The organism is Streptomyces sp. NPDC041796 (genome assembly GCF_055590785.1).
On the sequence record NZ_JBVJAH010000028.1, the window covers coordinates 16,686 to 41,396 of the forward strand.

Consider the following 24,711-nt stretch of genomic DNA (forward strand, 5'->3'; position numbering starts at 1 on the left):
GATTTAGTGCGAGCTGCCCGCGCATCGCCTCGGGGTCGGCGGTGCGGAAGCGCAGGACGGACCCCTCCATGAGCACGACGTAGCGGTGCCCGCCCTCGTAAAGGAACCGCAGCGGAGCGGGCGACCCGGGCGGCGACGGCTTCGGCGACGTCGTCGGGGGTGCCCTGGAAGCGGGTGATCTAGTTCATGAGGGCGGCCGCGAACGCCGGGGTCTGGAGGAAGCCGGGCGGCACGTTGGAGAGGTAGACGCGGCAGTGGCGGGTCTGCTCGTGGAGGGCGAGCCAGTCCTCCTGGACCTGCCGCATGCCGTTGCGGTGCAAGCGTCGCCACTCCATGTACATCGAGTCGACCGCGCGGGCGGTGGCGATGAGGTCATCGGCGAGCTGGGCCGCGCGCTCACCACGGCAACTGAACGCCGACCGCTACCCGGCTGGTCCACCGACGCCGACCGCACCGAGGACATCGGGTGGCGCCAGGCCCGCAGCACGCTGCTCGAGACCGTCGCACGCCACCACCACGCTCACCTGCTCGCGGCCATCGTCGAGCTCGGCGGTGAGCTGGAGCTCCCAGCTACCCGTAACGGGCGCTTCAGGGGCGCGGTCATCCCAGAAGGCTGCGCGGTCAGCGACGCCGGCCGCCGCCGACGCGGCGGTCGTCGGCCAATGCAGTCAGCGGGCCGAACTCACGGGCAAGCTGGCTCCACGTCAGAACCTCGCCACAGCGGGCCGGGAACTCCTTCGGGTTGAACTCGGGCATGGTCCAGGTGCCAGTGCCCCGGTCCCGCAGCCACAGGTCACCGTCACCGTCGACCACAGTCGGCGGGACCGGTACGGGCTCGGACTGATCGATGGGCTCCCAGGTGACCCGGCCCGGGTGGGAAACGCGGCGCAGCTCGGTGGTGGCCAGCCGCGCTGCCAAGTCACGGGTGGACTCTTCGGTGTCCTTGACCGACGCGAGTCGGAATGCGTCGTCAAGTACGGGCAGGGCTGGATTCTTGCTGCGCTTTGAACTCATACGCTGACTACCTCCGGTGGGGGGCGTCACATCCGTTATGGCACCCCGTAGAGCAACACGGTATCCGAGGCGGGAGCCGGGCCGGCTACGACCACTGTCCAGGTGGAGGCGCTGGCACACCAGGCGGTGGGGGAAGGCCGGTCGGCCGCCCACTCGTGTTTCCAGCCCTGGGCACTTCGCGCGCACCCGGGTACGCACTGCGTACGCACCACGTACGCTTTTGGTACGGTTGCCGTCTCCCGGGGGACCTCATGCCATGGTTGCCTCCTCGGCCTTATCTGAGTGGTGAGGACACCGTCGCCGGAACCACGGGTGCAAGGCCGGAGAAGGCCGGCGACTGGTGGAGAGGGTAGACATTCGGGCGCCAGCCCGTCGCGGACGCCGACATCCTGATCACAGGTCGTTACCGGGGCGGCTCTGGATTCAGGCCCCGACTTTGGACAACGGCAGCGACTGGTACACCGTCCGCTCGGGCGAGGTCTCGACGTCGGGTCTGCTGGTGTTCAGCGTCGGCCCGGAGGGCTGGGACGACCTGCGGATCCTGTAGGGTCGGGGCGCTCTAGACGCCGTTCGCTTCACGCCCATACCGTTATGGGGGCAATGGACTGGGGGGATGTCCCAACCTGGCTAGGTGGCGCATTTGCCGCCGTCGCCGCCGTTGGGGCAGTCTCCACTATGCGAAGTCAGTGGCTTCAGCTCGATGAGCAGCGGCAGTTTATCCAAGCTCAGACTGCACTGCTGCAGCTTGACCATCGGGACCGCACTTGGGCACAGGCCCTGCAAGTCTCCGTCGAGGCGCGGGTTCACACGGCCACGTGGCCAAACACCTGGATGCCGTACGAGCGATGGATCGTACTCATCCGCAATAAGAGCCCTCACCCAATCACTGAGGCCCGTGTGTTGTTCGGTGAAGAGGAACCCGAGGTGTGTCGGTATGGACACCCAACCGCGCGTACACACTGCCTGTTCGACCAGACACTCGCATCCCAGCCGCCCAGATACTGATTGCCAAGTCCGTCAGGTGGGGACCAAGGCTACTTGAACGGCAAGAAGCTGTCCCTCCGCCCATCATCACTTTCACGGATGCGGCAGATGTCCGGTGGCGCGTTGCGGACGGAGAGTTGACCAAGCTGCCGGCGCCGGACGCGGACGGAGCCTCGTAGTAGCCAGCGACGCAAAGGCCGCTCGGCGTCCACCGTGCGGCCATGACTGAGAAACAACGGTGGCTACTCACCCAGAACACAGACATGCGTCGGCAGGGGATCTAGGTCGATCCCGGCATGGGCCGGGACCCTGCCCGACGGCCGGACTTACAACACGTGCCCCTCGGCGGGCATCTGCGCCCCGCTCTGCTACGCACGCCAGGGGGCCTACCGGTTCCCCGGCGCCAAGGGGACGCCGAAGAACAGGCTCGCGAAGCTGGAGGCCAGGTTCGTCAAGAAGTTGCGGTTGTCCCACCAGTCGTGTCCGTCCCCGTACGCCCCCAGCGCAATGGCTAGGGATCCGAGCGGGATGCAGACATATACGAGCCGTCTGATCGGCCGCGGCGTCTCCAGCCACCACCTGCGTGCCGACCGCAAACGTCCCGACAAGGCCGTCTCCTTGATCGCGCGGTACTGGGCGCGACACTAGCCGCTGCATCAGTCCAGGGTGCGCATCATGGCTACGAACTTGACCACCAAAAAGCCCGCCGCCGCGGCGGAAGAATCCCCCGAGGCCGTCACCGAGACCGCCACCGCCCGCCCCGCCTCCAAGCCGGCCCCCGCCCCGGCAGTCGTCGGCCCCGCCCTGCCGGTCGGCGTCGACCCGGTCACCGTCACGCTGTCCCACCACCACACCGTCGACGGCACCGACTACCCGCCCGGCTACGCCACCCAGGTCTGATGAGCGAGCTCACCCTGGCGGACGCCGATCCGGTCTCCGCGATCCTCGCCTGGCTGCAGGAACACCCGGAGGCCGCCGACGCGCTCGGCGGCCCCGGCCGTGTGTCCGGCATCGAAGAGGCGCCCTGGCCGCACCTGCGCATCGACCACGGCCCCGGCGGGGACCTGCGAGACCTGACCTGGGCCATTGCACCCGAGGTGACCCTCGAGGTGTATGGCGACCCGGGCGGATGGCCGGGCAAGGCCGAGCTGCGGCGCATCCTGCTGCGCTGCGCCAAGGCCGCCTAGGAGCTGGTGGAGGCACCCCACGTCCCCGGCCGGCCGGTGATCAGCAGCATCAAGCCGTCGGGGCTGCTCGTGTGCAGCCCCCTCGTCGACGGCCACCCCCGGTGGGTGATGAACCTGTCCGTCACCCTGCACCCGTGACGACGCGACGTTAACCACCCCGGCTCTCCAAGGTGTCCGCGCCTTAGCACCGGACACCAAGGAGAAGCCCGCCTGGCTGGCGAGACCACGAACAACAACGAAATCCTCATCCCTCAGCTCAGCCGCATGTGGCTGGCTCCCGTGGGGACGGTCCGCCCCGGCCAACGCCACCGTGGCCATGCCCGCAGGGTGGTACACGGTCGGCCTGTTCACCGAGGACAGCCTCAAGTTCAACTCTGAGCCGAACTTCGAGCAGGTCCGCAGCGCCCAGTCCTCGTACCCCACCCGCACGTTCCAGACGACCGACGCGGCAACGGTCGAGGTGGACCTGCAGCAGTGGTCCGGCCGGAACTTCCGGGCGGTGTACGGCGGCGGCACCATCACGGCCGTGACCCGTCAGGAGGCGGTCCGCAGCACTTCCGGTTCGCCCCGCCCCGCATCGGCGGCCGCACCGAGATCGCTGCATGCATGGAGGTCATCGACGGCGGTAAGCACTACCGCTACGTCATCCCGCGCACGATGCAGATGGAGGGCGTTTCCAAGGAGCTCGCCAAGACCAAGGAGAGCGTCCTGCCGCTGCGGTTGGCCGTCCAGGGTGGCGACGACACGGATGCCCTGGTACGTCCTCACGGACCGTCAGCACCGTGACCCCCAGCACGGGCTCGATCACCAGCGGCACCGTCGTCACGATCGTCGGCACCAACCTCGGCAGCGCGACCGGCGTGACCTTCGGCGGCGCGGCCGGGACCGGCCTGTCGGTGGAGAGCGACACCGAGCTGACCGTCACCACCCCTGCCAGCACGAGCGGCGCGAAGGACGTCATCGTCACCACCGCCGGCGGCAGCGCCACCAAGACCGGCGGCTTCACCTACGCGTGACCCAGGCCTGCGGCCGCGCGCGGACCAGCACACGCAAGGCGGCAGCCACCACCTCTCACGAAGGAAGCCATTGCCATGCCCGAAGACACCACAAACTCCGCCCCCGATCCCGCACCGGCGCCAGCACCACAGCACGCGCGAGAAGCTTTCAGGCGACCGTCCCCGCGCGCAGCCGTTGCCTACCTTCTGTACGGGGCCGCTTTCAAGATAGGGACAGGCGCCGAGTCCTTCCTCTTGCTCTGGGCCCAAGACACCCTCCCATAACCACAGCTGTCCGGAGTTTGGTGCCCGAGTGCACCGCGCATCTGTTCGTTCGTCAGCTCGGCGAACCATCGCTCGACCAGGTTGTGCCAGGACCATCCAGTCGGTGTGAAGTGCAGGTGGAACCGGGGATGCGCCAGCAACCGGGTCTTGATCGCCGGGGTCTCGTGGACGGCGTAGTTGTCCAGGACCAGGTGGACCTCAAGCGGCCGGGACTTCCTTGTCGAGCTTAAGAAAGTGGACGGAGGCGGTCGACGAGGGCGGCCGCGGACCGTACGCCGCCGATCTGCTGCCGGTGGGGCAGCCCAGCCCTCTGCGGGCGACCGATGAGGCTCGCCGCTTGGAGCTGGGGGAGCGCGAGTGCACCGGCGGGTGCTGCGGCTTCCTGACCGTGGTCGTGCAGCGGTGCGGGGAAATCGTGCAGTGGTCGGAGCGGGAGGTTCCATGGGCGGCGCACACCGACATGCCCTACCCTCCGCCAGAGCTCCACTTCGACGCGAGTCAGTACGACGCCGAAGTGGCTCGCGCTGAGGCGGACCGCTGGTGGCAGGTGCACTCATAGGGCCCAGCACGGCGCGATCTTGCCCGGCTGCGGGACGAGCCCGGCGACGGCACCGGGCCAAGAGAAAAGGCCCGTTTCGGGGCCCAGTACTGAAGAAGGAGAGGCCCTTACTGGCCTTCTTCAATCTCACTTGCCGACCGCAAATGACCGCAGCGATTACAGATATACCCGTGGCAGGGTGCACTTGCTCCAATGCGCCACGCAGGCACGACGTACCGCCCACTCCGGCACAGCTTGCACCGCCACTTCCTGGGGATGCTCCTACGTTTCGCCATGGCAATCCTTTCCTTCACGAGGGCGGCCGGACCAGCCTCTCGGCTGCTCCGGTGGTGGGGCTTAGGTCGTGTCTCTCAGCTCCGTAACCAGACGATGATCGCCGCCAGCACGGCTGCGGAGCGGTAGACGATCGCGAGTTTGTCGTAACGGGTGGCCAAACCCCGCCACTGCTTGAGCAGGCTGATCGTTCCACGACGTTCCTGCGCTTGTAGGTCTCCGTGTCCAGAGTCCGGAGCCGTCCGCCGCGCGGCCTTTCCTCTTGCGGTTGGCCTGCTGATCGGCACGCTCAGGAATCACCATGCGGATGCCACGGCCTGCAAGGTCTGCGCGGACCTGCTTGGAGGAGTACGCCTTGTCTGCGAGCAGCGCCTCTGGTGTGGTGCGCGGCCTGCCAGGCCCAAGTCGCGGGACTCGGATGTCGCCCAGCAAGAGAGGGAGGACCTGTGCGTCGTGGACTTGGCCAGGGGTGACTACGACGGCCAGCGGGCGGCCGTTGCCGTCCAGGGCGTGATGGATCTTGGTGGTCAGGCCGCCACGGGATCGGCCTATGGCGTGGACGGCTGGCTCGCCCCCGGTGGCAGGAGTTTCGCTCTTGCTGCGGCAGGTGGCGGCGCTGGTGTCCGTCTCAGGCCGAGCCGTGTTTGTGGCGTGCTGGTGGGCCCGCTTGATTGTCGAGTCGACCGAGACCCTCCAGTCGATCCCGTTGATCGAGTCCGCCTGGGCGGTCAGTCGAGCCAGAACCGTGTCCCAGGTGCCGTCGGCCGCCCACCTGCGATGGCGCTTCCACACCATCTGCCAGGGACCGAATGCTTCGCGGGGCAGATCTCTCCAGGCAATGCCCGTGCGGTATCGGTAGATGATCCCTTCGATGATGCGACGGTGGTCGGCGAACGGGCGCCCTGCCTTCCCCGCGCTGCGGGGAAGGCAGGGCGCCAGGCGTGCCCATTGCTCGTCGGTCAGCAGGCGCATGCGCCCGCTCGTGGTCACCGAGGCTGGTAAGCGGTGGCCAGCACGGAGACGGTGACCTGGTCGGGCAGGACGCTGCTGTCATTCAGGTCTGCACGACTCACGTGGCGTGCGCTCGGTGTCATCGCAACCAGGTTCAGGGCATCCAGCCTGGTCAAGGACGCGCAGTACTCCACCTGTTCGGTAACCGCGACCTCGAAGAACGGGTTGAGCGCCCGATCCAGGCGCTGTTCCTTGGCCGGGTCGATCGTGACCATCGCAGGCACCTGCCCACGCAGCTCGGCCAGGTGCCGTCCGGTGGGTCGGACCACGATCAGCCTGCCGGTCGGGCGCAGGACGCGGCGGAACTCGGCCGGGTTGCGTGGGGCGAACACGTTCAGCACGACATCGGCCGCCTCGTCGGCCAGCGGGAAGGGACGGAAGACGTCCCAGGCCACCGCGGCGGCTCGGTCGTGGGCACGGGCTGCCAAGCGCAGTGCGCGCCCCGATGTGTCCATCCCCAGACCGCGGGCGCCGGGCAGCTGGTCGAGTATGCCGGCCAGGTAGTAGCCCGTGCCGCACCCCACGTCCACTGGTGACGCGGGTGCCCGTCAGCAGGCTGGCATAGCCGTGCCGGGCGATGTCGAAAGTATGGCCCACCGGGCAACGCAGTGCACCGTGGTCGGGGTACAGGCGGCGCATACGGCACGCCGGGCAACGCAGCAGGTCGAGGGACAGATCGAAGGCAGGGGGAAGCGACACGGGCACGAGACACTCCTGGCAAGAGGTGAAGGGAAGGGATCGTGCCTGCGCGATCAAAGCGTCACTGCCTCAGAAAGGAACGGCAGCATCGGGACGCGGTTCGCGCAGCAGGCACACCAAGGAGGGCGACGCCATCCGGCGTCGCTCTCAGCGCCTTCCCCTCACAGGAAGCAGCAGTGCGGGGTGCTCATGAATGCCACGTCATAAGCCTACGAGCACGGCGAAGACCGTCATGCCTCAGTGCCCAAGAAGAGTTGGGAGACACGACCTAGCGCCCTACGCCCCGGACAACTCTTTTCTCGGCCCGCGCTGCATGGCCGGTCGATGTATGCGCGAGCCCAAGGGCCGGAGTACTGCTGGAACGATGGCGCGACCGCGGCTCCCGGCCCGACGCCACCGCCGCGCAACAACAGCTCCAACGAGACGGTCTATCTCGTTAAGGGCTTCTTTCCCGCGCAGTTCTTGCCGCCGGGTGTTAGCTGCCCGAGCCGGTGGGACGATTTCACCGAAGCGATGAGGTCGGGGGGGGTGGGCACAAGAGTCTCAGTTTCGCAAAGTCGGCTTCTACCGGTTCGACACCGGCTGCGACGTCAACCTAGCGCGGTTTGACGGCACTCGTGACGTTTCCCTGCAGGAGCTCGGCCGCCGCCTGGCCTGGGATATTTACGACAATTACTCCAGCCAGGGGAAGAGTGTTGACCTGGTGGGCCACTCCATGGGTGGACTGATCGTGCGGGCCGCCCTGCTCGGTGTCAAGCGCTACGGAGCAACGGAAAGGTGGCCTGACTACATCTTCGTCGAGGACGCAGTGACCCTTGGAACTCCGCACCACGGGTTACGCAGCGATTGCTGGTCGTGGTCCTTGCAATGCAAGGAGATGCAGATCGGCTCCGGGTTCATAAACTGGCTGCAATCCGAAAAGCTGCCGCAATCTGCCCAGGGGACCGACTGGACGCTCATCGGGTCCAACGCCGACACCACTGTGGGGATCCGTAACTTCCGTAGCGCTGCCCCGACGACCGACGGCGCGCAACACCTCGTGCGCTACGCCAAGTCCGAAAAAATCGATCACAGCGAGCTGCGTGTGCTGTCCACTGGTGCCAAATCCCTGTACTACTCGAACTTCGGGTCGTCTTGGAAGCACACGACGAATGGGGCACCCCCCGTGCATGCGGCTGGCCATGCCCTGTACTGGGAGTCGCGGTGGTGATCCAACGCGAATGGCGGAACGAGCACGTGGCATCGCCCCCTCGCTGATCGGCGCTTCGTAGTAACCTCGCAGGGGCCTGACCTGACCACGGACGCTGGTCGATTCGCGCCTCGTGACTTCGCCCCGTCGGCTATCCAGCGGGGCGAAGTCGTGCGCCCACAGGTATTCGGTGAAGCAGCAGCACTGTTCAATCAAGCTCGCGAAGCCCAGTGGCCCGGTAACGCCGGGCGAGCGCCGGCCAGGGACGCACGGATCGGCAGCCGCCGCAGCCGCCTCCGGCTCCTCACCACTACGGAACATCAGCATCGCTCATGGTCGCCCGGATTTGCTCGAACGGTGCTCGTGATCCGCCGACAGTCCGCACGAAATCACGGATTTTACAGGTCTGTAGGATCTCGCGGTCCGTGGCGCAGGCCGGGCCTATGACCAGCGATTTCAAGCTGTCTCACAGCGATGGCCCACGGCTCAGTCTCACGAAACGTGGCACTTCCTCAACGGCTTCGAGAGGGCAGAGGCTCCTGACCTGCTCGTCTCATGGATGTGCCGCCATGTGCCAAGATCGAATGAGACTGTGCCACGAAATTTGAGACGCTACACGGTCTCCTGTAAGTTCTCACTTTCGGTGTCATGCGCCGACGCTGCGACCTGGACGTTCCGTTCAGTCTCACGCTGTGTCGGCTAACGGCTGTCTCAGAGCGGTGTCATTTCCTCAGACCGTCCAGCCAGCTGCGCCGGACCTCATGAACCTGCATCGGCGACCGTCCGTTCCATCCACTCCCGCACCTTCACTGCTTGCTCGATGCGGTTGACAATGTCCTTCTTGGAGGCCGTGTCCAGGGTCTCCGGGATCTTGTCGAAGGTGTCGGGAAGGACGTCGAGGAGACCCCAGATCTGTTCGCCGGTGCTGACGGTCAGCAGCTGCTGGCACCTCCACTGCAGCGGCATCTCGGGACGGTGCGTGAGCCGCTGCACGAGCGTCGGGAACAGGTAGTGCGTCGCCTCTGCGGCGAGGTGCTCTCTTAGCCAGTCGACCGGGAGCCGCTGGCTGAAGCCATGCATGGCGGCCTCTTGGGCCAGGTCCAGGAGCTGAGCGGTGTCGACGGCTCGGACGGTGCGGGGAAGGGTCGGGCTCATGCCGCGATGATGCCAAGAAGCCTCCGCGGGGCCGAGCGGTCAGCCGGGCGGGGATGCAACCTGGCGACGGGCAGTCCCCCAGACTTCCTCGAACTCCTCGGAGGTGAGTAGTTCGGGGTCGTGGCCTTCCCATTCCGAGACGGGCAGCTCGGCTGTGATCCCGAACCTGCTGTCGTACCCGTCGAGGCGGCCTGCGTCGCAGGCCCCCTGCCATTCGGCGAGGGAGGCAGCTGCGATCGGGATCAGTTCAGGCCCTTCGAGTTCGACCTGCCGGATCACCCAGCCGTCGGCGTCGACCTCGAAGTAGAACCAGGTGTCGTCCTCGTCCCAGTAGCAGCGCATCCATGTGGTCACCTGGCCATGATGCCGCGCCAGATGCCTTGCGCTACTCCGCTCTGTCTCATGGTTGAGCGATGAATCCAGCGGATCGGTCGAGCTGGAAAGGAGAGCCGACCCGGGTTGGATTCCAGCCTTGATCCCGTGCTTCTCGAATGCTGGCAGCAACGTAAGCTGGACGAATGGGCTCCGTCTCGACGCCCACCCAGTTACTGGGGTGGGCCTGGCCGCTGGTGACGATCAAGGTCGTGCCCGGCTGGCTGGCGCCGGCCGCTTCGACTGCGTAGGTCATTGCCGTCCAGCAGAGTCCCTGCATGTAGGAGGGCTTCCTGCGGATCCGCCAGCGGTACTCGATCCCGTCAACGGTTATGCGCCGGGAACCCTTCTTGTTCAGCGCCATCTTCCCTCCTCCACTTGTGGGACTCTAGCGCCGTGCAACAGGTCCGTCTCAGCCGGAATCTTCCGGGCCGCCGTGACGACGCGCTTTCCGAAGCGGGTCAGCTTCATGGCCGTGCCACGTTGAGCTCGTTCGAGCAGGGGCTGGCCGAGGTCTCGTTCGAGCCGGTTGATCTGGATCACCAGCGTGGTCTCGTGGATGCCGAGGTCACGGGCGGCTTCAGTGAGGGTGGGGTAGGAGTAGACGGCGAGGAAGCGGGAGAGTCGCTGGCCTGCGTGGGGGCCGGTGAACGCTTTTCGCAAGATTGTGGGGAGGTCTGCGGCCCAGTCGGAGAGGCGAAGAGCGGTGTGGTGGCTGGCTCTGCCGCGGGGGCGGAGGGGGATATTGTGGGTATGGGCCCATCGGGCCATGTTCGCGGTGCTCATGCCGGTCTCCCCGACCAGGTCGGGCAAGGTTCGGCGGCGGTGGACGTACTGCTCGATCAGCCAGTCCCGTTCGATGATCCTTCGGTGCCTGTAGTCCTGCAGACCGTTGCGGAGGGCGATTCCGTACTCTTTGGCGAGTTCGGTCAGCACTTTGCGGGAGAAGCCTGGGAGGGTGGCGATCTTATGGAGAGGTGTTCATCGAGGTAGAGCTGGGCGAAGTGTTCTTTCGGGAGGCGTTGGCGGGCTTGCTGGCGGATGCGGCCGGTGGCTCTGACGGCGTTCTCCGTCGGTGGGAGTTCGGGGGCAGGGTGTTCATCCAGAACGTGCCGGACCGCGTCGATGGTCGTGCCGAGGACCTGAGCGGCATGGTGGACGGGGTGCCTGCGCTGCCGGACGAGCTGGTGCAGGCGGGGGACGTCGATGTCCGCGGGGTCGGGGCCGGGCAAGGAGAGCTTGGCCATGAGGCGCCAACAGTCGCTGATCGATTCCGTGAGAAGTTCCAGGGCTGGCGCCGTCTGTCGGCTGCGCCTAAGGAGGGGGCTGACGACCTGAGTTGGCTCGACCCTTGGGCGCGGCGCAATCTCGAACGTCTCGTCGAGCGAGAAGGCGGCTGGGTTGCAGCCGCAGCTGGTAGTGCCTTGGTCCACGGAGATTTGCGGGCGGACAACGTGCTGCTGACCGTGGACCAGGTCATGGTCGTGGCCCTGGGCCGCGGTCGGAGCCGCGTGGTTCGACGTGCTCGCTATGGGTCCGAGTGTGATCATGCAGAGTGCCCCGGACGCGATCGACCTCCTCGATGAGCACCTTGACGCCCAAGGTGCTCATCCAGAGGACGTCACCACAGTCCTGATCGCCATGGCTGGCTATTTCCTTCGCCAGTCCGTCCAGGTCGCCCCGCCGGGGCTGCCAACCCTGCGTGGATTTCAGCGGGCTCAGGGCGAAGCTGCGCTCCGCTGGCTTCGCCCACGGACACATTGGCGTTAGCGGAAGCGTCTGGCCCTCCGAAGGGCCGTCATAGAGATGAACCAGGTTCTCGCCGCCATCCAGCGCCTGATGGACTCCGACGCCAGCGACGCCGAACGAGCCGCAGTCATCGAGCGCAAGGCGAACCTCCTGGAGCGGATCGCCCTGGAGGACGGCACCCCCGGGGGCGGCCGAGCAAGCGGCGGAAGCCCGCGTACACGCCGCGCGACTGCGAGGCAAGCAGTAGGCGGTGGCAGGTGTAGAAAATGAGAGCAGGGCCTCGTCGGCAGGCCTCGCCTCAACGGCGAGGCTTCTGAGAGATGTAGCGGCGGAAGCCCTCTGCCAGGGATTTGAAACCGCACGCTTCGTAGAAGGTGTGGACGTACTCGTCATCCGCCGCCAGCAGCTGGACCTTGTAGCAGCCAGCCGACTCCCCCAGTTGGACGGCGGACTCCATCAGCTGACGGCCGACACCACGCCGCTGGAAAGAGCTGGCCACCACGACGTTCTCCACGAGCATGATGGCCCGGCCGCCGCGCGTGAGGTTCGGTATGACGATGCAATCCGCCGTCCCGGCCACGGTGTCGCCAGCATCAGCCAACAGGATCGTCCGTCCCTGCTGCCTTGGGAGTGAGGGTGTCGCGGGTGGCGCGCTGGACAAGCTGGTGGCTCAGTCATATGTGCTCGGAACTCGGCTCAGTGCTCGCGAGGCCGCAGCATTGGTGGCCGTGAACGTCCCCGCGGGCAGCGATCCGGCCATCGAGGGAGGTTGGCCGACCGATCTCAGTACCGCATGACTCGGGCATCGAGCAACTCAGGGCGGGCCAAGCTGGCGCCCTGAGCGCGCTGCTTGGCCAACCCGGCCAACTGTGACGCTCAGTCACAGCACGTGATCCTGTTACGAGCTCTTCGCGACCCTGACCGGCGGCGGATCAACCGGATGGTGGCGTGGTGCCCGGCGGACGGTCGGCAGGCGGTCACCTTGCCCGGCAGACCGCCGGCGGGCGGTCACCGTCCGCACGGCCTACCGGCGATCGTCGGTGGCCGCGAGGGCCATGGTCATGGGCGCGGCGATGAGGTCCTGGAAGTCGTTGCGGTGGAAGAACAGGCGTCCGTCGGCGTAGATGACCGGGTCTTCTGTGTACTTTCCGTACATGTCTTCCTCGGGCAGTGAGCCGGACGTCGAGGACATGGTCTCGAACAGCAGACGTGCCGATCCGTCCCGCGCCGAGACGCGGTACACCTTCGTGCCGCGCATGCTGTCCGGGCGGGTCATGACGGTCACGCTCTCGGCGTCCGCCGCCAGCGGGACCAGCCCGACACTGCGGTGATCGGTTTCAGGAGTGAACGCCCACAGGCGCTTGCCCGTCCGGGCGTCGAAGGCATGGATCTCGCCCTTGGTGCCGACCGGGTTGTCCGTTGCGAGGTAGAGGATGCCGTTCGCGGTCACCGCGCTGGCACAGGCGCGGTAGCTGTGATCTCCGCAACCCAGGATGTAGCGGTCGCTGCCGAGCGCTTTCGTGCGCAGCGTCCACTCCGCCTGGACGGTCCCGTCCGCGGAGAGAGACCGCAGCGTGTTCGGATCGTAGGGGTAGTCCTGCAAGCCGGTGTCGACGGCCACGATCAGCGGATCGGCCGAGACGATCCATGCCCCCAGCCCGCGCGTCGTGTACTGCCACGTCGCCTTACCGGTCACGGCATCGCGGACACCGAACCGCTGCTCGCGCGGGATCGCGAGGTCTTCGTGCTCCGGGCCGAAGCTGTGGGTGACGAGCCCCTGGCCGGCGCTGCGGTGTTCCTCGCCGTCCCCGCCAGGTGCGGACTTGTCCCAGATCACCGTGCCCTTGGCGCGGTCGAACCCGAACGACCCCCCGCCCTCGGCGTCGCTGGAGCGCGGCCAGCCGACGGCCGCGGTGGTCTCGCTGATCGCGACGCTCAGTCCGAGTCCCCGGATTCGCACGCCCGGAAGCTTGGTCTTCCAGACCACCTTTCCGGCTGCCGCGTCGATCACGGCGAAGCCCGAGCACGGCGACTTCACTCCGGTATCGGCGGTATAGGAGACGGCGATCTGCCCGCTGCTGGTGGCTGTCGGCGACGCGGCGCACAGGTCACCGGTGAGCGGCACGGTCCACCTCACCGCGCCGGAAGCCGGGTCGTACCCCTTCACGCCGCGCATGACCCCGGTGACGTACGTCCCGTCGACGTACCACGCCCCATGAGCGGAGACCGGTCGCTCGTCCGGACCGAATTTGGGCGCAGGCACCTCCCACGCCGGCGCGGCACGAACAGGTCCCGCCGGGACGCTGGGGGAGGGACTGGCCGCCGCAGGCTTGTCGGAGGACGCGTCGGCATCCGCCCGCCCGCGGTCACTGACAGCCCACCCCACACCGCCGACGAGAAGCGCCCCGGCGACGACGGACGCCACCACTGCCGGTGTCCGCCGCCGCGGCGGCTCGGGCGACGGCACCGGACGGGGAGGACCGGACGGAGGGGGCGGGAAACCCCCGTATTGGGGCGTGTGCGGAAAAGGCTGGGACACAGGAGAGCTCCAGGACGCTGTCGGCGGACTTGAGCATCCTGCCGATACCGGAGCGTTCTGCCAAATGAGCCTCATCGTGGCGCTGTGCCGCACCGGTTGCCCGATCCGCACATCGTCTGCAGGTCGGACGCCAGCTCCGGTGCACGGGGCAACGGCCCGTCAGGCAAACGGCGGACGGCGGGCGGCGGGCGACGGGCACGGTCAAGGCGGAGGCACGGCGACGGACACGCTCGGGGCAATCAGCTTCAGGACGGACGGGCGAGGCTACGCCGGGAGGCGGAGCCGCCGGCGGCAGGTTCACCGGACGCCGACGAGATCGGCGATACCGGGGCGCCGTCCGAGCGCCCGTTTCGCGTGCGCGATCGATGAGTGGCGGGTCCGCCGAGTCGCTGTCGGCTCGGAGTCCAGCATGCGCGGGCGGTGTTGGGTGCGTGCTCAGTCCCGTCAGGCGGGTGTCAGCCGCGTGCGGAACCGGCTGGCCCCGCACGACGACTTGTTGTGCTCAGAACAGTGCCTTGTAACGGTCCCAGCCGGCGGTGGCGATCTTCACGGTGGAGCGGAATGTACCGGTTCCGCTGCCGGTATTGCGCAGCAACTGGCCTGCGGCGTTCCGGGAGATAAGGTCAGGCCGTCCGTCTCCGGTGATATCGCCGACGCCCACGAACGCGTTGCGGCCGGTGGCCCACCGGTTGCCGAACACAAGGGCGCGGGGCTTGAGTGTTCCGGCGGCAGTTCCGTCGTAGCGCCACAGTGAGTCGTTCCGGTCGACCGCGAGGAGGTCGCCAATGTTGTCCCCATTGAGGTCGCCGGCTCCCAGCACGGCACGGTAGAGCTTCCAGTTCGTACCAATGCGGCCCTTGGCCTTGAGCCCGCCTGTCCCGTCGTTCGCGTACAGGTACATGTCACCGGTCGTGGTCTGGCGCGTGATGAGATCGGCTCGGCGGTCGCCCGTCATGTCTCCTGGCGAAGTGAGGACGTTGAACTGGTTCCAGCCGGTGCCCAGGCGTCGGCTCGTTTCCACCTGCCCGCGCATGCCGGGTGAGCAGAGAATCTCCTCCCGGTACAGGTCGCCGTTCGTCCGTCGGCTGAGAAGGTCGTTGCACCCATCCCCGGTGAGGTCGCTGAAGGGAACGAAATGGTTGAAGCCCACTCCTTCGCCCCAGTAGACGGGGTGGGCGCGCAGCCCACCGGCACCATTCCCCCAGAAGAACGAGGCACTGCTGTCCGGGTTGATGACGACGAGTTCACCGTAACCGTCCGCCGGTCCAGAGAAGTCTCGCCATCCAGGGGCCGTTGCCGCTGCTGCCGGCCCTGCAAGCAGTGATGCAGCCATCGCTACCGCAGCACCCACCACCACGGCCAACTTCACGTTCATACCATTCCTCCCCAGAATGAAAAATCCGAAGGAACAAGCCCACGGCTAGCCACTTGGTGACAGCCGCCCTCCCGGAACCTCCTCCGGCTCCGCCGCAGCCTACCGATGCCCGCCGCGGCAACGTCTGCACCGTCCACGGTCCTCGGCTGGGCCCGGATGCCGGTGCGATGCCCTGTCGCTTCGGGTGCATTCTCGAGCCCTTGGTCCGTTGTCGATGAACTCCTGCCTTGTGACGTCCTTGACAAGCGTCCAGGTGTCGCCGGCCGGTTCAAAGACATAGATGTACTGCCCCGCGTAGGGAACGTCCGGCCGCAGATCGGCGCCGGAGCTGTTGGTCGTATAGGGCGTGGTGATTTCCTGGACCCAGACCTTGGCGTGCTTCCCCTGCATCTCCACCCGGTTCAATGTGACCTTCGCCCGTGCCTCACTCCACACACGTCCGGCTGGGGCGGCATGCCGCCGCCACTCCGCATCCTTCTTGTCGGCCCTGGCCTGGAAGATGCTCTCGGCGGCGAGGCGAAGCGATTCCCGCTCCACCGCTTCCTTCCGGTCCCGCAAGACGAACATCGCGCCCGCCACGATCACGACCACCAAGGCTCCGAGCCACGTTCTGGCACGGTAACGAACCGTACATCGTCCCTGCCGTAAAGTGAGGCAGACCCGGATGGCCTAAGACAAGGGGCAGGGCCTGCTCGTTGGCCACGGCGTGACGAGACTTATCGAAGAGCAGCCCGTATCCGAGGTGATCTCGTGGCCTGAGCGCCCCCGCCACAACCCGGCCAAGGCAGCGCGGCTCATGGAGTCGGTGGTCAAGTACGGGGTGGAGCACCCCGTCACGGTGGTCTCTCGCGACGACTACCTGCAGAGGTTGCCGACTCAGACCAACTCTGTCCCGCGGCGTTTCTCCTACGTAGCGATCAGCGATTACCACTGGCTGGAGGCCGCGCGGGCCCTCGGACTGCCCCATGTCCCCGTATGGGTCCGCAGCATGCCTCCTGACTCCATCGCTGCCTTCGTCCTGCGCAGACATGGTCACGACGACCACCTGGGGTCGCTCGACGAGGCACAGCTGTTCCATGCCGCGCTCAACGCGCCGGGACAGACGCAAAGCCAGAACGCCTTCGCCCGAAGTCTGGGGTGGAGCCCGGCGACGGCCTCTCAGCGCCTTGCGCTCCTGAAACTGACTCCTGACCAGCAGGCAGCCCTTGAGGACAACACCCTCGGCATCGGGGAGGCCCGGCAGATGGTCACCACTCGCCGCAGCCGCAAGGCTCCCTTTCTCGGCACCGTCAGCGGATGAGGAAAAGCGCGATGCCCAAGAAGACCGGCACCGAGAGCCCGTACGGCTACGACCACGACACGCGGACCGTGCGCGTCGGACACCATGATCTGGCGCGGCTGCTGTTGATGTCCCGCTCGCTGATGCGCGACCAGAAACCTGGCTCGTGGGAACACATGAGGGACTACGACCTGTCCTTCGAGCGCCTCGCCAACGAGGACGTGACCGCGCAGCGGCGCGCCGGGCGCCGGCCGCACGTCAGACCTTCGGCCAGAAGTCGATCACGTACTTCTCCACCCCGTACGCGACGCCTTCCGTCTGCGTCAACCTCGCAACCTCGTCCCGGCCGGTGCAACCGACGCGGGCCCGCTTAGATCCCGCCAGACCCGCCGTAGGCCGCGCAGGTAGTCAGCACCGTCCGTTTCCGGGTACCAGCCTGGTGGGCGCTGAGACCCTGAAGGCGAACAGCGGCAGCGCTCCTCGCCTGGCGGGAGAAGTTGACCTGGGACGAAGTCCTCACCCTGCCCCGCTCTCCCAGCCATGCCAGGGACTTGTCGCGGGCAATGTTCTGGCACAGCTCCAGCACCCGGGGGCGCTTGTCGTCCATCAGGGCCCATGGTGGACCGTCGACCGAGGGCCGGAACGTGAGGTCGCAGGCGAGCCAGGGGGTGCATGGTGGGTGGGCTCTCGGCAGGACGCGCACGGTCCGACGTGTTCGGCGGGCAACTCAAGGGCTGGACCGTGGTTCGGCGGTAATGGCGATGCGGCCCCCGCGGCAGTGGGCTCTGCGGGGGGCCGGCCGGACGCGGCAGTGCTGGCGCGGAAGCCGGGACCGTAACGGCCGAAGTGGCGTGCGTCGCCGCCGAAAGTCTGAGAGGGGATGAGCGCGCCCGGATCCGGCACGGTGATGCCGGCGGGCAGGATGGCGACGGTGTCCCGGGGCGTGCTGCTGCGGCCCTCCTTCTCCTGCTGCCTTTGTTGGTAGGAGCATTGGCGGCTCAGCGGGAGGCGTTCCGGTGCGGCGGGGTCGCTGTCGTCAACGGTTCCCGGCTGCGGATCTGCTACGGAGTCGCTGGTGGCGTCGAGGTACTTCGCGTGGTCCTGCGTGCTGACCCACAGGTGTGACGCCCGGCCGCGGCGGCCGGGCTGGACGGGGATGGCGGCCGGGCTGGACGGGGATGTAGAGAGGCACGTACTCCTTGGCGGCCTGCGTCGCCGGAGCGGCGTACGCCGCCGCAAAACCCCGGGAGCCACGACAGTGCAGTGTGGATCCCAAGAACCCAGATGGCCCGGGTTCAGCTGCCTGCGCCGCAGAACAAAGCCTCAGGCGGCGAACGGGTTGGTGTGGCCGGGCAACTGCTGGCCCGGGCGCAGGAACCGCTGGCCGCCCTGTTCGTCACGCACGGCGAGGAATCCGGCGTCCGTCAGCCGCTGTGCGATCTTCCTGCGGCGGATCGCGCCCACGCTGAACGCCACGGTGAAGAGCAACGCGACCGCCCCGCCGGAGGCGATTGCTTCGACCGGCGACCTGTCGATGAGCAGAAGGAGAGTTAGAACCGCGCAGGCGAGGTAGCTGCCCACCTTTTGGCTCCGGTTGGCCACGTACTGGGCCATGACGTCGAAGGCGATGAGGTCCTTCAGCACGGCCACGGCAGCGACCGCTTCGGGGCGCGGTTTCAGGGAGCCTTGCTGCAACCCTGGCACTGTCCCGCGGTTGCCCGCCTGCGGATGGGCGGTGATGGTGGCCGCCTCGCGGACGCGCGCGTCGGGCTGCGAGTCCCGGTACATCCGGACCTGGACGAGCGAGTTCTTGAACCCGGTCCTGTACGCCATGCCGTATGTGTAGCCGTACTGCTCTGCCACGTGCGCCAGGGCGGCCGCCTTCGGCGTGGAGCCCTGGGGGGCGATCTCGACGATGTCCTGCTGACGGGCGATCTGCTGGAGCATCCCCGCTATATGACGTTCTACGGACATCCTGTTCCCGCCCCCCTGGGTCCCCTCACCTGGAGCCCCCCACGCACAGCCTAGGGGGTGCGCCGCCCCCGCGCGTGCATGAACGTTCCCGTCGGCCCACCGATGCCTCGCAGTTCGAGAGGCAGCAGGACCGAACTGACGGGACGGCCAGTGTCCATGAAGGCTGTGAAGTGCGAGGAGTCCTGTCCGTAGGGGGCAGGGCAGAACGGCAGCACCGTCCGGTTCCCACGATGCGGCAGCAGTAGGAGCACGTCGCGCCCTGACCCGGGGCAGGTGCTCTGCACAGCCGCGACGATCCGCGCTAACGGCCGACCAACCGGTTTGGCGGCCAAGCGGCGGGAGAGCTGCTGGGGGCGAGAGGCGGACGGTGACCGGCAGTCGACTGACCAGCGGGGCTGCACGGCGGCGGGCGGGGCCCACCACCCAGGGACAGCGGAGGCGGCGGCACCACGGCGGAGGAACAGCGACGAGGCGGCAAACCGGACAGTCAAGGCCGCAGCAGCCGGGTCGGACGACCACACAGCACGCTGCTGTTGCGGGCACGTCCCCGGGCCGCGGGCCCCGAGCAGTTCCGGGTGCCGATCCCTGCGACGCTCTTCGCGCAAAACCGTTCCGCAGAACGGGCACCTTACTATCGTGAGGCGTGCCGACCCTGGAGGGACCGCCGTGACAACCGCCCCGGGACACCCCCACCGTGTCCCCCCGATGCCAGAGCGCAGCATCCCCGCTTTGCACGCGGCGATAGCCGCGCACGCACCTGACCTGCTCGACGGCTTCGAGGTGAACTGGAAGGCCAAGGTCGCGGACACATATGACATCGGCGCGGCTCAATCGAGGCAGGCGACTTCGGCCATGATGCCGACACACCACCGCGTCGCCCCACCCTCGTGAGGTTGCTTGAGTGGCTCAGCGCCACCGCCTACGACGCCGGCGACAAGTGCGCCGCCATCGGCGAACGCCACTTTGGCAAGGAGTTCCTCAACGAGTACGAGGAGATGAGCGCGTTCCGGGACCTGCGCCCGGCGATCTTCTCCGCTGTCCATCCTCTTCTCGGCCACGACAACGCGGAGGTACGCGAGGCGGCTTTCGTCGCCGCGATCCCCCTCGCAGAACACCCCGTGCTCACCGCGCAACGGGCTGAGCTGGTCGGCCATGCCCGTCGTCTGCTGGCCACCAGCACCGACCGCTACAACCGAGACCGCGTCCTGGACGCGATGACGGCATGGGGCCACGAGACCAGCGACCTGGAGAACGCGGACGACATCGCAGCCCGCAAGCGTTACGCCCGTCTCAAGGCGGAACGTGATTCCTGGTGGGCGGCCGACGGGACAGGCGGCTACTCCGAAGACCCACCGTTCTGACTCAGGGACACGCAGTGCCCCCAGGCATCCGCTGATCAAACCAGCGTGGCCACACCACAGAAGTTGAGCCAGAGCCTTCATCGGCTCTGTCGCTGATCTTGTGACGACGTTGTGTACTCACGTGGGATGGGTGATGACACGCTTCGTGCGTTTAGGAGCCGATCACGAGATCCGCGGTCAGTACCAGCGGCTGAATGCGGTAGCGCCGGATCCGGTCTCCGCAGCGAGCCGAAGAACCCGCAGTGGCGCGTCGATGAGTCCCGCCGCATCGAAGTCGGGGGCGTCGCCCACCGCGGCCATCCAGGCGGTGATCCGGGTGAGGACCTCGCTTCGCTGTGTGTCGGAGAGGAGGAGGGCTTCCTCGGCCCGGGGCAGGGCGGTCCGAACTTCATCGGCGGACAGCAGGAAATCGCCAAACCAGCCTGGGAGCATCGCTGATCGTTCTGCGCCGAGGCCGTAGCACAGGGCTGCAGCCGGGTTCGCCTTGCGGGCAGTCGCGACGAAGAGACCGGCGCCATCTGTCTCGGGCATGAGTGCCATGCTCGCATCCCGCATGGCTTCCGCTGCCTCTGTGGGTGCGTTGGCGTCGTCGACGAAGTCCGCGAATCGCCGGGCGGCCGGCGTGGGTATCAAGGGTCCGGAAGGATCTGCGGGGTGCTCGAAGAAGGGCTCTTGGTCACTGCCGTTCGACCACCACGCAAGCGTGTCACCGAAACCCGGCGGCCTGTCCCAGTCGCCTTGCCGTATGAGATGGATGTAGCGATCCGGTAGTGCCCGGGCCTCCTCATCAGGGATGACACCGACAACCCACAACCCTGTTGAGCTCACCGGTCACACCTCTCAATCTGTTCGGCGACTCTATCTGCTGGCATCACAAGATCAGCGACAGAGCTGATGAACGTGCCCACCTCCGGACGTACCGAGGGTTGATCGTGGGCAGTCTGCTGCCGGCCTGTGAAGGGTGGCGGAGGGCGGCTGACCGTGGTCTTGGACCCGCAACGGTGGATGGAGCTTCGACGTTTCCGCGGGCTGTTCGAGTCCGGGGCGATGAGCCTGTCGGAGATCGCCAAGGAGGCCGGGCTGAACCGCCGCACGGTCCGCCAGTACCTCTCCCCTGAAGGCCCGGTTGCGCCGCCTCGTCGGGTTGCGCCCGGACATGGCCGTCGGCGGATGGTGGATGAGGTTGCGCCTCTGATCGACGCGATGCTGCGGTCCGAGATTCTGATCAAGGGTGCCGTGGTTCACGAGCGGCTGGTGGCCGAGTACGGCTTCACCGGCACCTACCAGCGGGTCAAGCTCTACATGCAAGAGGCCCGGCCGCGGATCGCGGAGGAAATGGGCATCAGCCCGGGCGAGCTGGCCGGGCTGCACCGCAGGTTCGGGGTCGTTCCTGGAGCGCAGGCCCAGGTCGACTGGGGAGACGAAGGGCAGATCCTCGCCCACGTCGGCATCCCGAAGGTCTACTCGTTCCACATGACCTTGTCCTACTCGCGGGATCCGTTCTGCTGCTTCACTACCAGCCAGGACCTGGCCACCTTCTTCGACTGCCACCGACAAGCGTTTGCCCACTTCGGCGGGGTGCCGATGTCGATCGTCTACGACCGAACCAAGACCGTGGTCCGACGCCACGTCGCCCCGGGCGAGGCGGTGCCACTGCACCCGGAAGCGGTTGGATTCGCGGGTCACTACGACTTCGACATCGACGTGCTGGCCGCCTACCGCCCTACCGGGAAGGGCCGGGTCGAGCGGCAGGTCCTGATCGTCCGCGACCATGTCCTGGCGGGACGGTCCTTTTCCTCCATCGAGGAGCTGGACGCTTTCAACGCCTGGGTGCCGTTGCGCCGGGCGAAGTCTCACGGAACCCACGGTGAGGTGATCGGGCACCGCGCGATCCGCGATCACGGGGCCCTGAGGCCTTTGCCGGCGACGCCCTATGTGGTTCCCTGTCAAGTCAACGTGTCGCGATGAGCCTTGCTCCTGACCTATCTGAAAGCACCCCGTCAGGAGCCGTAGTCCGCTCACGGGGCCTTCGTCGTGTGAGTCGGCCGCCTCGGGGATCAAGCCAGGGCCTGGGCGGCGTACACCGTGCCGAGGGCAGCTGCGAGGGTTCCGAGCAGGAGCCGGAGCACGGTTTCGGGAAGGCGGGGCTGAAGCCGTGCGCCGAGGTAGCCGCCTATCAGTCCTCCGGCGCCGCAGGCCAGACCCAGCGCCCAGTCGGGGGAGACAGGGCCGGGGCTTGCCAGGGCCAACAGTGCGTATGCGGCGGCCCCGGCCACGGATGTGGTGAAGGTGGCGGCGAGGGTGGCCGGTGCGAGGCGGGCCATGGGCATGCCGCGCGCGGCGAGGATTGGCCCGAGCAGGGAACCGCCGCCGATCCCGTAGATCCCGCCGACCATGCCGACCGTCAGGGCGAGAGCGGCGAGTGTGGACGCCGACGGTTCGGCCGCGTCCGGCCGCCGCCGGGCGGGGCGCAGGGTGCGCAGGCACAGCCACGTGCCGAGCGGCAGCAGGAGCGCGGCGACCAGGATGCGGAAGACGTCGGGGCCGGGGAGGGCGAAGACGCGGATGGCGGCGCCGGCGATGACGCCGGGCAGGGTCCAGGCGATGAGGCGGCGGGCCAGTGGGCCGCGCAGAGCGCCGTCGCGGCGGTAGCGCCACAGTGCGCCCGGCCCGGCCACCACGTTGAACAGCAGGTTCGTCGGTGTGATGGCGGGACTCAGGACTCCGAGGACGCTGAGCTGGACCGGTAAGAGGAAGACCGCCCCGGACACGCCGACCGGCGCAGTCACCGTCGAGATCAGCAGGCCGGCCGCGAACCCGGCCCAGATCGTCGACTCCACCGCTGCCCCCGCCGCTTCGTGTTTGCCGGGTCAGTATCGATGGAGCACCCAGAGGGAGGGCGGGGCGGCAATGAGATGTTCACGAGCAGCAGGTGCAGTCCGGCTTGCAGCCGCACGCGTCCGCCTCGGCCGCGGCCGCTCCGACGGGGGCCGGCGTGTGGGCGGTGGGGGCGCAGCAGCCCTTGCCCTGCCAGGCGCCGCGGCCCTCCTTCACCGCGATGGCGGCGATCGCGAGGGCGGCGATCGGGTCGGCCCAGGACCAGCCGAGCGTGGCGTTGAGAACCAGGCCGACCAGCAGCACGGCGGACAGGTACGTGCACAGCAGCGTCTGCTTGGAGTCGGCGACCGCGGAGGCGGAGCCGAGTTCGCGGCCGGCCTTGCGCTGGGCGTAGGAGAGGAACGGCATGATCGCCAGGGACAGGGCGGCGATGACGATGCCGGGGATGGAGCGTTCGGCCTCGCCTGTGCCGGTGAGCGCGCGGACGGCGTCGACGGCGACGTACGCGGCGAGCGCGAAGAAGGAGACGGCGATGATCCGCAGGGTGCGCTGTTCGCGGGCTTCGCGGACGGCGTGGTCGGCGGCGGAGAACTGCCAGGCGACCGCGGCGGCGGAGGACACTTCGATGATCGAGTCGAGGCCGAAGCCGATCAGGGCGGTGGAGGAGGCGAGCGTGCCGGCCGTGATGGCGACGATCGCCTCGACGACGTTGTAGGTGATCGTCGCGGCGACCAGCAAGCGTATCCGGCGGGTGAGTACGTCGCGGCGGGCCGGGGAAGGACCGAGGGATATCGATATCTCGGCGGTCATGGTCAGCAGCAGCCCTTCTCGTCGGCGTCCGGGCAGGTGCGGTCGGTCTCGACGGCCACGACGGCAGTGCGCAGGTCGTCCAGCGCGTGGCCGAGGCGTTCGTCGGCGAGCTCGTACCGGGTACGGCGCCCGTCGGGGACGGTGACGACCAGACCGCAGTCCCGCAGGCAAGCCAGATGGTTCGACAGCCGGGTACGGGAAACGCCGATCGCGTCGGCGAGGTCGGCCGGGTAGGCAGGGGCGTCGCGCAGGGCGAGCAGGATGCGGCAGCGGATCGGGTCGGCGAGCGCGCGGCCGAACCGGGCCAGCACCTCGATGTCGGAGGCAACAGTCAGCACACCACAACAGTACACGTGATCCTGAATTCAGATAAGCCTGAATCGTCGGGCCTCTGTTGTTCCTTCAGCGAGCCATCGCTTTTGGCCTTCGACCGCGACTTCGTCCGCGCTTTGGCCGGGGCTGGAGGCAGGTCGCGCCGCCAACCATGACGAGGCGTCTTCGCCGAGCCCGACCGCTTCGATGTCATCCGGTGGGCGACAGCGCACCGGACTTTCGGGCACGGCGTGCGCTACTGCATCAGCGCACCCCTGCCCGGCATGCGGATTGCCGTGCCGGTCGAGGACCTGCGGGTCCGTAGTGACGTGCTGACCGGCAGCCTCATCGAGTTGCCCGTTACGTGGTGAGTGGACAGCAGCGGCTCACCGCCAGTGTGGACGAGGCGCAGTTCAGTGGCTGCGGGGTGCGTACATGATCATGGCCATGCCCGCGAGGCACACCAGGGATCCGATGACGTCCCAGCGGTCGGGGCGGTAGCCGTCGGCGACCATGCCCCAGGCGATCGACCCGGCCACGAAGATCCCGCCGTAGGCGGCGAGGATGCGCCCAAAGTTGTCGTCGTGCTGCCAGGTCGCCACGACGCCGTACAGGCCCAGCGCGATGACGCCGGCGCCGATCCAGATCCATCCCTTGTGTTCGCGGATGCCCTGCCAGACCAGCCAGGCGCCGCCGATCTCGAAGAGAGCGGCGACGACGAACAGGGCAACGGAGCGGGCGACAACCATGC

General features: G+C 67.6%; 26 protein-coding genes and 6 pseudogenes. 13 read left to right on the top strand and 19 right to left on the bottom strand.

Annotated elements, in window-relative coordinates:
• Positions 1–10 precede the first annotated feature (10 nt).
• A pseudogene (locus ACZ6C1_RS34860) lies at positions 11–386 on the bottom strand (Scr1 family TA system antitoxin-like transcriptional regulator); the annotation flags it as partial.
• 235 nt (positions 387–621) lie between these two features.
• Entirely contained in the window at positions 622–1,014 is a 393-nt protein-coding gene (locus tag ACZ6C1_RS34865; RefSeq protein ID WP_469246848.1) for a hypothetical protein, read from the bottom strand.
• Positions 1,015–2,219: 1,205 nt separating this feature from the next.
• Between ACZ6C1_RS34865 and ACZ6C1_RS34870 the strand changes: the two are divergent.
• The 7 genes and pseudogenes from ACZ6C1_RS34870 to ACZ6C1_RS34900 all read left to right on the top strand — a co-directional run.
• Positions 2,220–2,406 (top strand): annotated as a pseudogene (locus tag ACZ6C1_RS34870) (GP88 family protein); the annotation flags it as partial.
• A 267-nt stretch (positions 2,407–2,673) separates the two neighbouring features.
• The gene (locus tag ACZ6C1_RS34875; protein WP_469246849.1) at positions 2,674–2,898 is read left to right on the top strand and encodes a hypothetical protein; all 225 of its coding nucleotides are present in this window, start codon (positions 2,674–2,676) and stop codon (positions 2,896–2,898) included.
• Positions 2,898–3,185, top strand: coding sequence for a hypothetical protein (locus ACZ6C1_RS34880; protein WP_469246850.1), 288 nt, complete (start codon positions 2,898–2,900; stop codon positions 3,183–3,185). Before ACZ6C1_RS34875 ends, ACZ6C1_RS34880 begins: the two co-directional genes overlap by 1 nt.
• A 6-nt stretch (positions 3,186–3,191) precedes the next feature.
• Positions 3,192–3,323 carry a hypothetical protein gene (locus ACZ6C1_RS34885; RefSeq protein ID WP_469246851.1) on the top strand — a complete coding sequence of 44 codons (132 nt, stop codon included), beginning with the start codon at positions 3,192–3,194 and terminating at the stop codon, positions 3,321–3,323.
• A 178-nt stretch (positions 3,324–3,501) separates the two neighbouring features.
• A pseudogene (locus ACZ6C1_RS34890) lies at positions 3,502–3,651 on the top strand (hypothetical protein); the annotation flags it as partial.
• Between the two features lie 140 nt (positions 3,652–3,791).
• Entirely contained in the window at positions 3,792–3,971 is a 180-nt protein-coding gene (locus ACZ6C1_RS34895) for a phage tail tube protein (protein WP_469246852.1), read from the top strand.
• Positions 3,968–4,201 carry an IPT/TIG domain-containing protein gene (locus ACZ6C1_RS34900; RefSeq protein ID WP_469246853.1) on the top strand — a complete coding sequence of 78 codons (234 nt, stop codon included), beginning with the start codon at positions 3,968–3,970 and terminating at the stop codon, positions 4,199–4,201. The genes ACZ6C1_RS34895 and ACZ6C1_RS34900 overlap by 4 nt, the downstream gene beginning before the upstream one ends.
• Before the next feature lie 299 nt (positions 4,202–4,500).
• On the opposite strand, the pseudogene ACZ6C1_RS34905 reads toward ACZ6C1_RS34900, so the two are convergent.
• Positions 4,501–4,668 (bottom strand): annotated as a pseudogene (locus ACZ6C1_RS34905) (transposase); the annotation flags it as partial.
• A gap of 14 nt (positions 4,669–4,682) precedes the next feature.
• Between ACZ6C1_RS34905 and ACZ6C1_RS34910 the strand changes: the two are divergent.
• A complete protein-coding gene (locus tag ACZ6C1_RS34910; protein ID WP_469246854.1) occupies positions 4,683–5,024 on the top strand; it encodes a hypothetical protein in 342 nt (113 codons plus the stop codon).
• A 350-nt stretch (positions 5,025–5,374) separates the two neighbouring features.
• On the opposite strand, the pseudogene ACZ6C1_RS34915 reads toward ACZ6C1_RS34910, so the two are convergent.
• Positions 5,375–6,269, bottom strand: a pseudogene (locus tag ACZ6C1_RS34915) (IS5 family transposase).
• Between the two features lie 14 nt (positions 6,270–6,283).
• Positions 6,284–7,013, bottom strand: a pseudogene (locus ACZ6C1_RS34920) (methyltransferase domain-containing protein).
• Between the two features lie 622 nt (positions 7,014–7,635).
• Between ACZ6C1_RS34920 and ACZ6C1_RS34925 the strand changes: the two are divergent.
• On the top strand, positions 7,636–8,217 hold the full coding sequence (locus tag ACZ6C1_RS34925; RefSeq protein WP_469246896.1) for an esterase/lipase family protein: 582 nt from the start codon (positions 7,636–7,638) through the stop codon (positions 8,215–8,217).
• Positions 8,218–8,955: 738 nt separating this feature from the next.
• Here ACZ6C1_RS34925 and ACZ6C1_RS34930 read toward each other — a convergent pair.
• From ACZ6C1_RS34930 to ACZ6C1_RS34945, 4 genes are read right to left on the bottom strand one after another with little or no spacing between them, the layout of a single operon-like run.
• Entirely contained in the window at positions 8,956–9,351 is a 396-nt protein-coding gene (locus ACZ6C1_RS34930; RefSeq protein WP_469246855.1) for a hypothetical protein, read from the bottom strand.
• 39 nt (positions 9,352–9,390) lie between these two features.
• Entirely contained in the window at positions 9,391–9,693 is a 303-nt protein-coding gene (locus ACZ6C1_RS34935) for a hypothetical protein (protein ID WP_469246897.1), read from the bottom strand.
• 58 nt (positions 9,694–9,751) lie between these two features.
• Positions 9,752–10,087 carry a hypothetical protein gene (locus ACZ6C1_RS34940; protein ID WP_469246856.1) on the bottom strand — a complete coding sequence of 112 codons (336 nt, stop codon included), beginning with the start codon at positions 10,085–10,087 and terminating at the stop codon, positions 9,752–9,754.
• Positions 10,078–10,659: a LysR family transcriptional regulator gene (locus ACZ6C1_RS34945; RefSeq protein WP_469246857.1), complete on the bottom strand. Its 582-nt coding sequence runs from the start codon at positions 10,657–10,659 to the stop codon at positions 10,078–10,080. The genes ACZ6C1_RS34940 and ACZ6C1_RS34945 overlap by 10 nt, the downstream gene beginning before the upstream one ends.
• Before the next feature lie 41 nt (positions 10,660–10,700).
• Here ACZ6C1_RS34945 and ACZ6C1_RS34950 point away from each other — a divergent pair, with 41 nt between their 5' ends.
• Positions 10,701–11,309, top strand: a complete 609-nt coding sequence (locus tag ACZ6C1_RS34950) for a hypothetical protein (RefSeq protein ID WP_469246858.1) — start codon at positions 10,701–10,703, stop codon at positions 11,307–11,309.
• Positions 11,310–11,770: 461 nt separating this feature from the next.
• Here the strand turns inward: ACZ6C1_RS34950 and ACZ6C1_RS34955 are convergent, their stop codons facing one another.
• The 4 genes from ACZ6C1_RS34955 to ACZ6C1_RS34970 form a co-directional block, all read right to left on the bottom strand.
• Positions 11,771–12,133: a GNAT family N-acetyltransferase gene (locus tag ACZ6C1_RS34955; RefSeq protein WP_469246859.1), complete on the bottom strand. Its 363-nt coding sequence runs from the start codon at positions 12,131–12,133 to the stop codon at positions 11,771–11,773.
• A gap of 363 nt (positions 12,134–12,496) precedes the next feature.
• Positions 12,497–14,086, bottom strand: coding sequence for an outer membrane protein assembly factor BamB family protein (locus ACZ6C1_RS34960; protein ID WP_469246860.1), 1,590 nt, complete (start codon positions 14,084–14,086; stop codon positions 12,497–12,499).
• Between the two features lie 427 nt (positions 14,087–14,513).
• A complete protein-coding gene (locus tag ACZ6C1_RS34965) occupies positions 14,514–15,386 on the bottom strand; it encodes an FG-GAP repeat domain-containing protein (protein WP_469246861.1) in 873 nt (290 codons plus the stop codon).
• 99 nt (positions 15,387–15,485) lie between these two features.
• Positions 15,486–15,980 (bottom strand): hypothetical protein, encoded by a 495-nt coding sequence (locus ACZ6C1_RS34970; RefSeq protein ID WP_469246862.1) that lies wholly within the window; start codon positions 15,978–15,980, stop codon positions 15,486–15,488.
• Between the two features lie 202 nt (positions 15,981–16,182).
• Here ACZ6C1_RS34970 and ACZ6C1_RS34975 point away from each other — a divergent pair, with 202 nt between their 5' ends.
• Positions 16,183–16,686, top strand: coding sequence for a ParB/RepB/Spo0J family partition protein (locus ACZ6C1_RS34975; RefSeq protein WP_469246863.1), 504 nt, complete (start codon positions 16,183–16,185; stop codon positions 16,684–16,686).
• Positions 16,687–17,988: 1,302 nt separating this feature from the next.
• Here the strand turns inward: ACZ6C1_RS34975 and ACZ6C1_RS34980 are convergent.
• Positions 17,989–18,639 carry a hypothetical protein gene (locus ACZ6C1_RS34980; RefSeq protein ID WP_469246864.1) on the bottom strand — a complete coding sequence of 217 codons (651 nt, stop codon included), beginning with the start codon at positions 18,637–18,639 and terminating at the stop codon, positions 17,989–17,991.
• An 893-nt stretch (positions 18,640–19,532) separates the two neighbouring features.
• On the opposite strand from ACZ6C1_RS34980, the gene ACZ6C1_RS34985 reads away from it, so the two are divergent.
• Entirely contained in the window at positions 19,533–20,000 is a 468-nt protein-coding gene (locus ACZ6C1_RS34985) for a hypothetical protein (RefSeq protein ID WP_469246865.1), read from the top strand.
• Positions 20,001–20,177: 177 nt separating this feature from the next.
• Here the strand turns inward: ACZ6C1_RS34985 and ACZ6C1_RS34990 are convergent, their stop codons facing one another.
• Positions 20,178–20,828: a hypothetical protein gene (locus tag ACZ6C1_RS34990; protein WP_469246866.1), complete on the bottom strand. Its 651-nt coding sequence runs from the start codon at positions 20,826–20,828 to the stop codon at positions 20,178–20,180.
• A 177-nt stretch (positions 20,829–21,005) separates the two neighbouring features.
• On the opposite strand from ACZ6C1_RS34990, the gene istA reads away from it, so the two are divergent.
• Positions 21,006–21,968, top strand: a complete 963-nt coding sequence (gene istA / locus ACZ6C1_RS34995) for an IS21 family transposase (protein WP_469246867.1) — start codon at positions 21,006–21,008, stop codon at positions 21,966–21,968.
• An 89-nt stretch (positions 21,969–22,057) separates the two neighbouring features.
• Here the strand turns inward: istA and ACZ6C1_RS35000 are convergent, their stop codons facing one another.
• The 4 genes from ACZ6C1_RS35000 to ACZ6C1_RS35015 all read right to left on the bottom strand — a co-directional run bounded on the left by ACZ6C1_RS35000 (position 22,058) and on the right by ACZ6C1_RS35015 (position 24,709).
• The gene (locus tag ACZ6C1_RS35000; protein WP_469246868.1) at positions 22,058–22,840 is read right to left on the bottom strand and encodes a sulfite exporter TauE/SafE family protein; all 783 of its coding nucleotides are present in this window, start codon (positions 22,838–22,840) and stop codon (positions 22,058–22,060) included.
• A 79-nt stretch (positions 22,841–22,919) separates the two neighbouring features.
• A complete protein-coding gene (locus tag ACZ6C1_RS35005; RefSeq protein ID WP_469246869.1) occupies positions 22,920–23,648 on the bottom strand; it encodes a cation efflux transmembrane domain-containing protein in 729 nt (242 codons plus the stop codon).
• A 2-nt stretch (positions 23,649–23,650) separates the two neighbouring features.
• Positions 23,651–23,986: an ArsR/SmtB family transcription factor gene (locus tag ACZ6C1_RS35010; protein WP_467725704.1), complete on the bottom strand. Its 336-nt coding sequence runs from the start codon at positions 23,984–23,986 to the stop codon at positions 23,651–23,653.
• Between the two features lie 387 nt (positions 23,987–24,373).
• Positions 24,374–24,709 (bottom strand): YnfA family protein, encoded by a 336-nt coding sequence (locus ACZ6C1_RS35015; protein WP_469246870.1) that lies wholly within the window; start codon positions 24,707–24,709, stop codon positions 24,374–24,376.
• Between the last annotated feature and the right edge of the window lie 2 nt (positions 24,710–24,711).

Bases quoted from the DNA above. Each gene is read 5' to 3' on its own strand.
- ACZ6C1_RS34965 (WP_469246861.1), bottom strand. From the start codon at position 15,386: ATGAACGTGAAGTTGGCCGTGGTGGTGGGTGCTGCGGTAGCGATGGCT.
- ACZ6C1_RS34940 (WP_469246856.1), bottom strand. From the start codon at position 10,087: ATGGCGCTGAACAAGAAGGGTTCCCGGCGCATAACCGTTGACGGGATC.
- ACZ6C1_RS34930 (WP_469246855.1), bottom strand. From the start codon at position 9,351: ATGAGCCCGACCCTTCCCCGCACCGTCCGAGCCGTCGACACCGCTCAG.
- ACZ6C1_RS34935 (WP_469246897.1), bottom strand. From the start codon at position 9,693: ATGCGCTGCTACTGGGACGAGGACGACACCTGGTTCTACTTCGAGGTC.
- istA (WP_469246867.1), top strand. From the start codon at position 21,006: ATGGAGCTTCGACGTTTCCGCGGGCTGTTCGAGTCCGGGGCGATGAGC.
- ACZ6C1_RS34960 (WP_469246860.1), bottom strand. From the start codon at position 14,086: ATGAGGCTCATTTGGCAGAACGCTCCGGTATCGGCAGGATGCTCAAGT.
- ACZ6C1_RS34875 (WP_469246849.1), top strand. From the start codon at position 2,674: ATGGCTACGAACTTGACCACCAAAAAGCCCGCCGCCGCGGCGGAAGAA.
- ACZ6C1_RS35005 (WP_469246869.1), bottom strand. From the start codon at position 23,648: ATGACCGCCGAGATATCGATATCCCTCGGTCCTTCCCCGGCCCGCCGC.
- ACZ6C1_RS35015 (WP_469246870.1), bottom strand. From the start codon at position 24,709: ATGGTTGTCGCCCGCTCCGTTGCCCTGTTCGTCGTCGCCGCTCTCTTC.
- ACZ6C1_RS34895 (WP_469246852.1), top strand. From the start codon at position 3,792: ATGGAGGTCATCGACGGCGGTAAGCACTACCGCTACGTCATCCCGCGC.
- ACZ6C1_RS34880 (WP_469246850.1), top strand. From the start codon at position 2,898: ATGAGCGAGCTCACCCTGGCGGACGCCGATCCGGTCTCCGCGATCCTC.
- ACZ6C1_RS34980 (WP_469246864.1), bottom strand. From the start codon at position 18,639: ATGTCCGTAGAACGTCATATAGCGGGGATGCTCCAGCAGATCGCCCGT.
- ACZ6C1_RS34865 (WP_469246848.1), bottom strand. From the start codon at position 1,014: ATGAGTTCAAAGCGCAGCAAGAATCCAGCCCTGCCCGTACTTGACGAC.
- ACZ6C1_RS34975 (WP_469246863.1), top strand. From the start codon at position 16,183: ATGGAGTCGGTGGTCAAGTACGGGGTGGAGCACCCCGTCACGGTGGTC.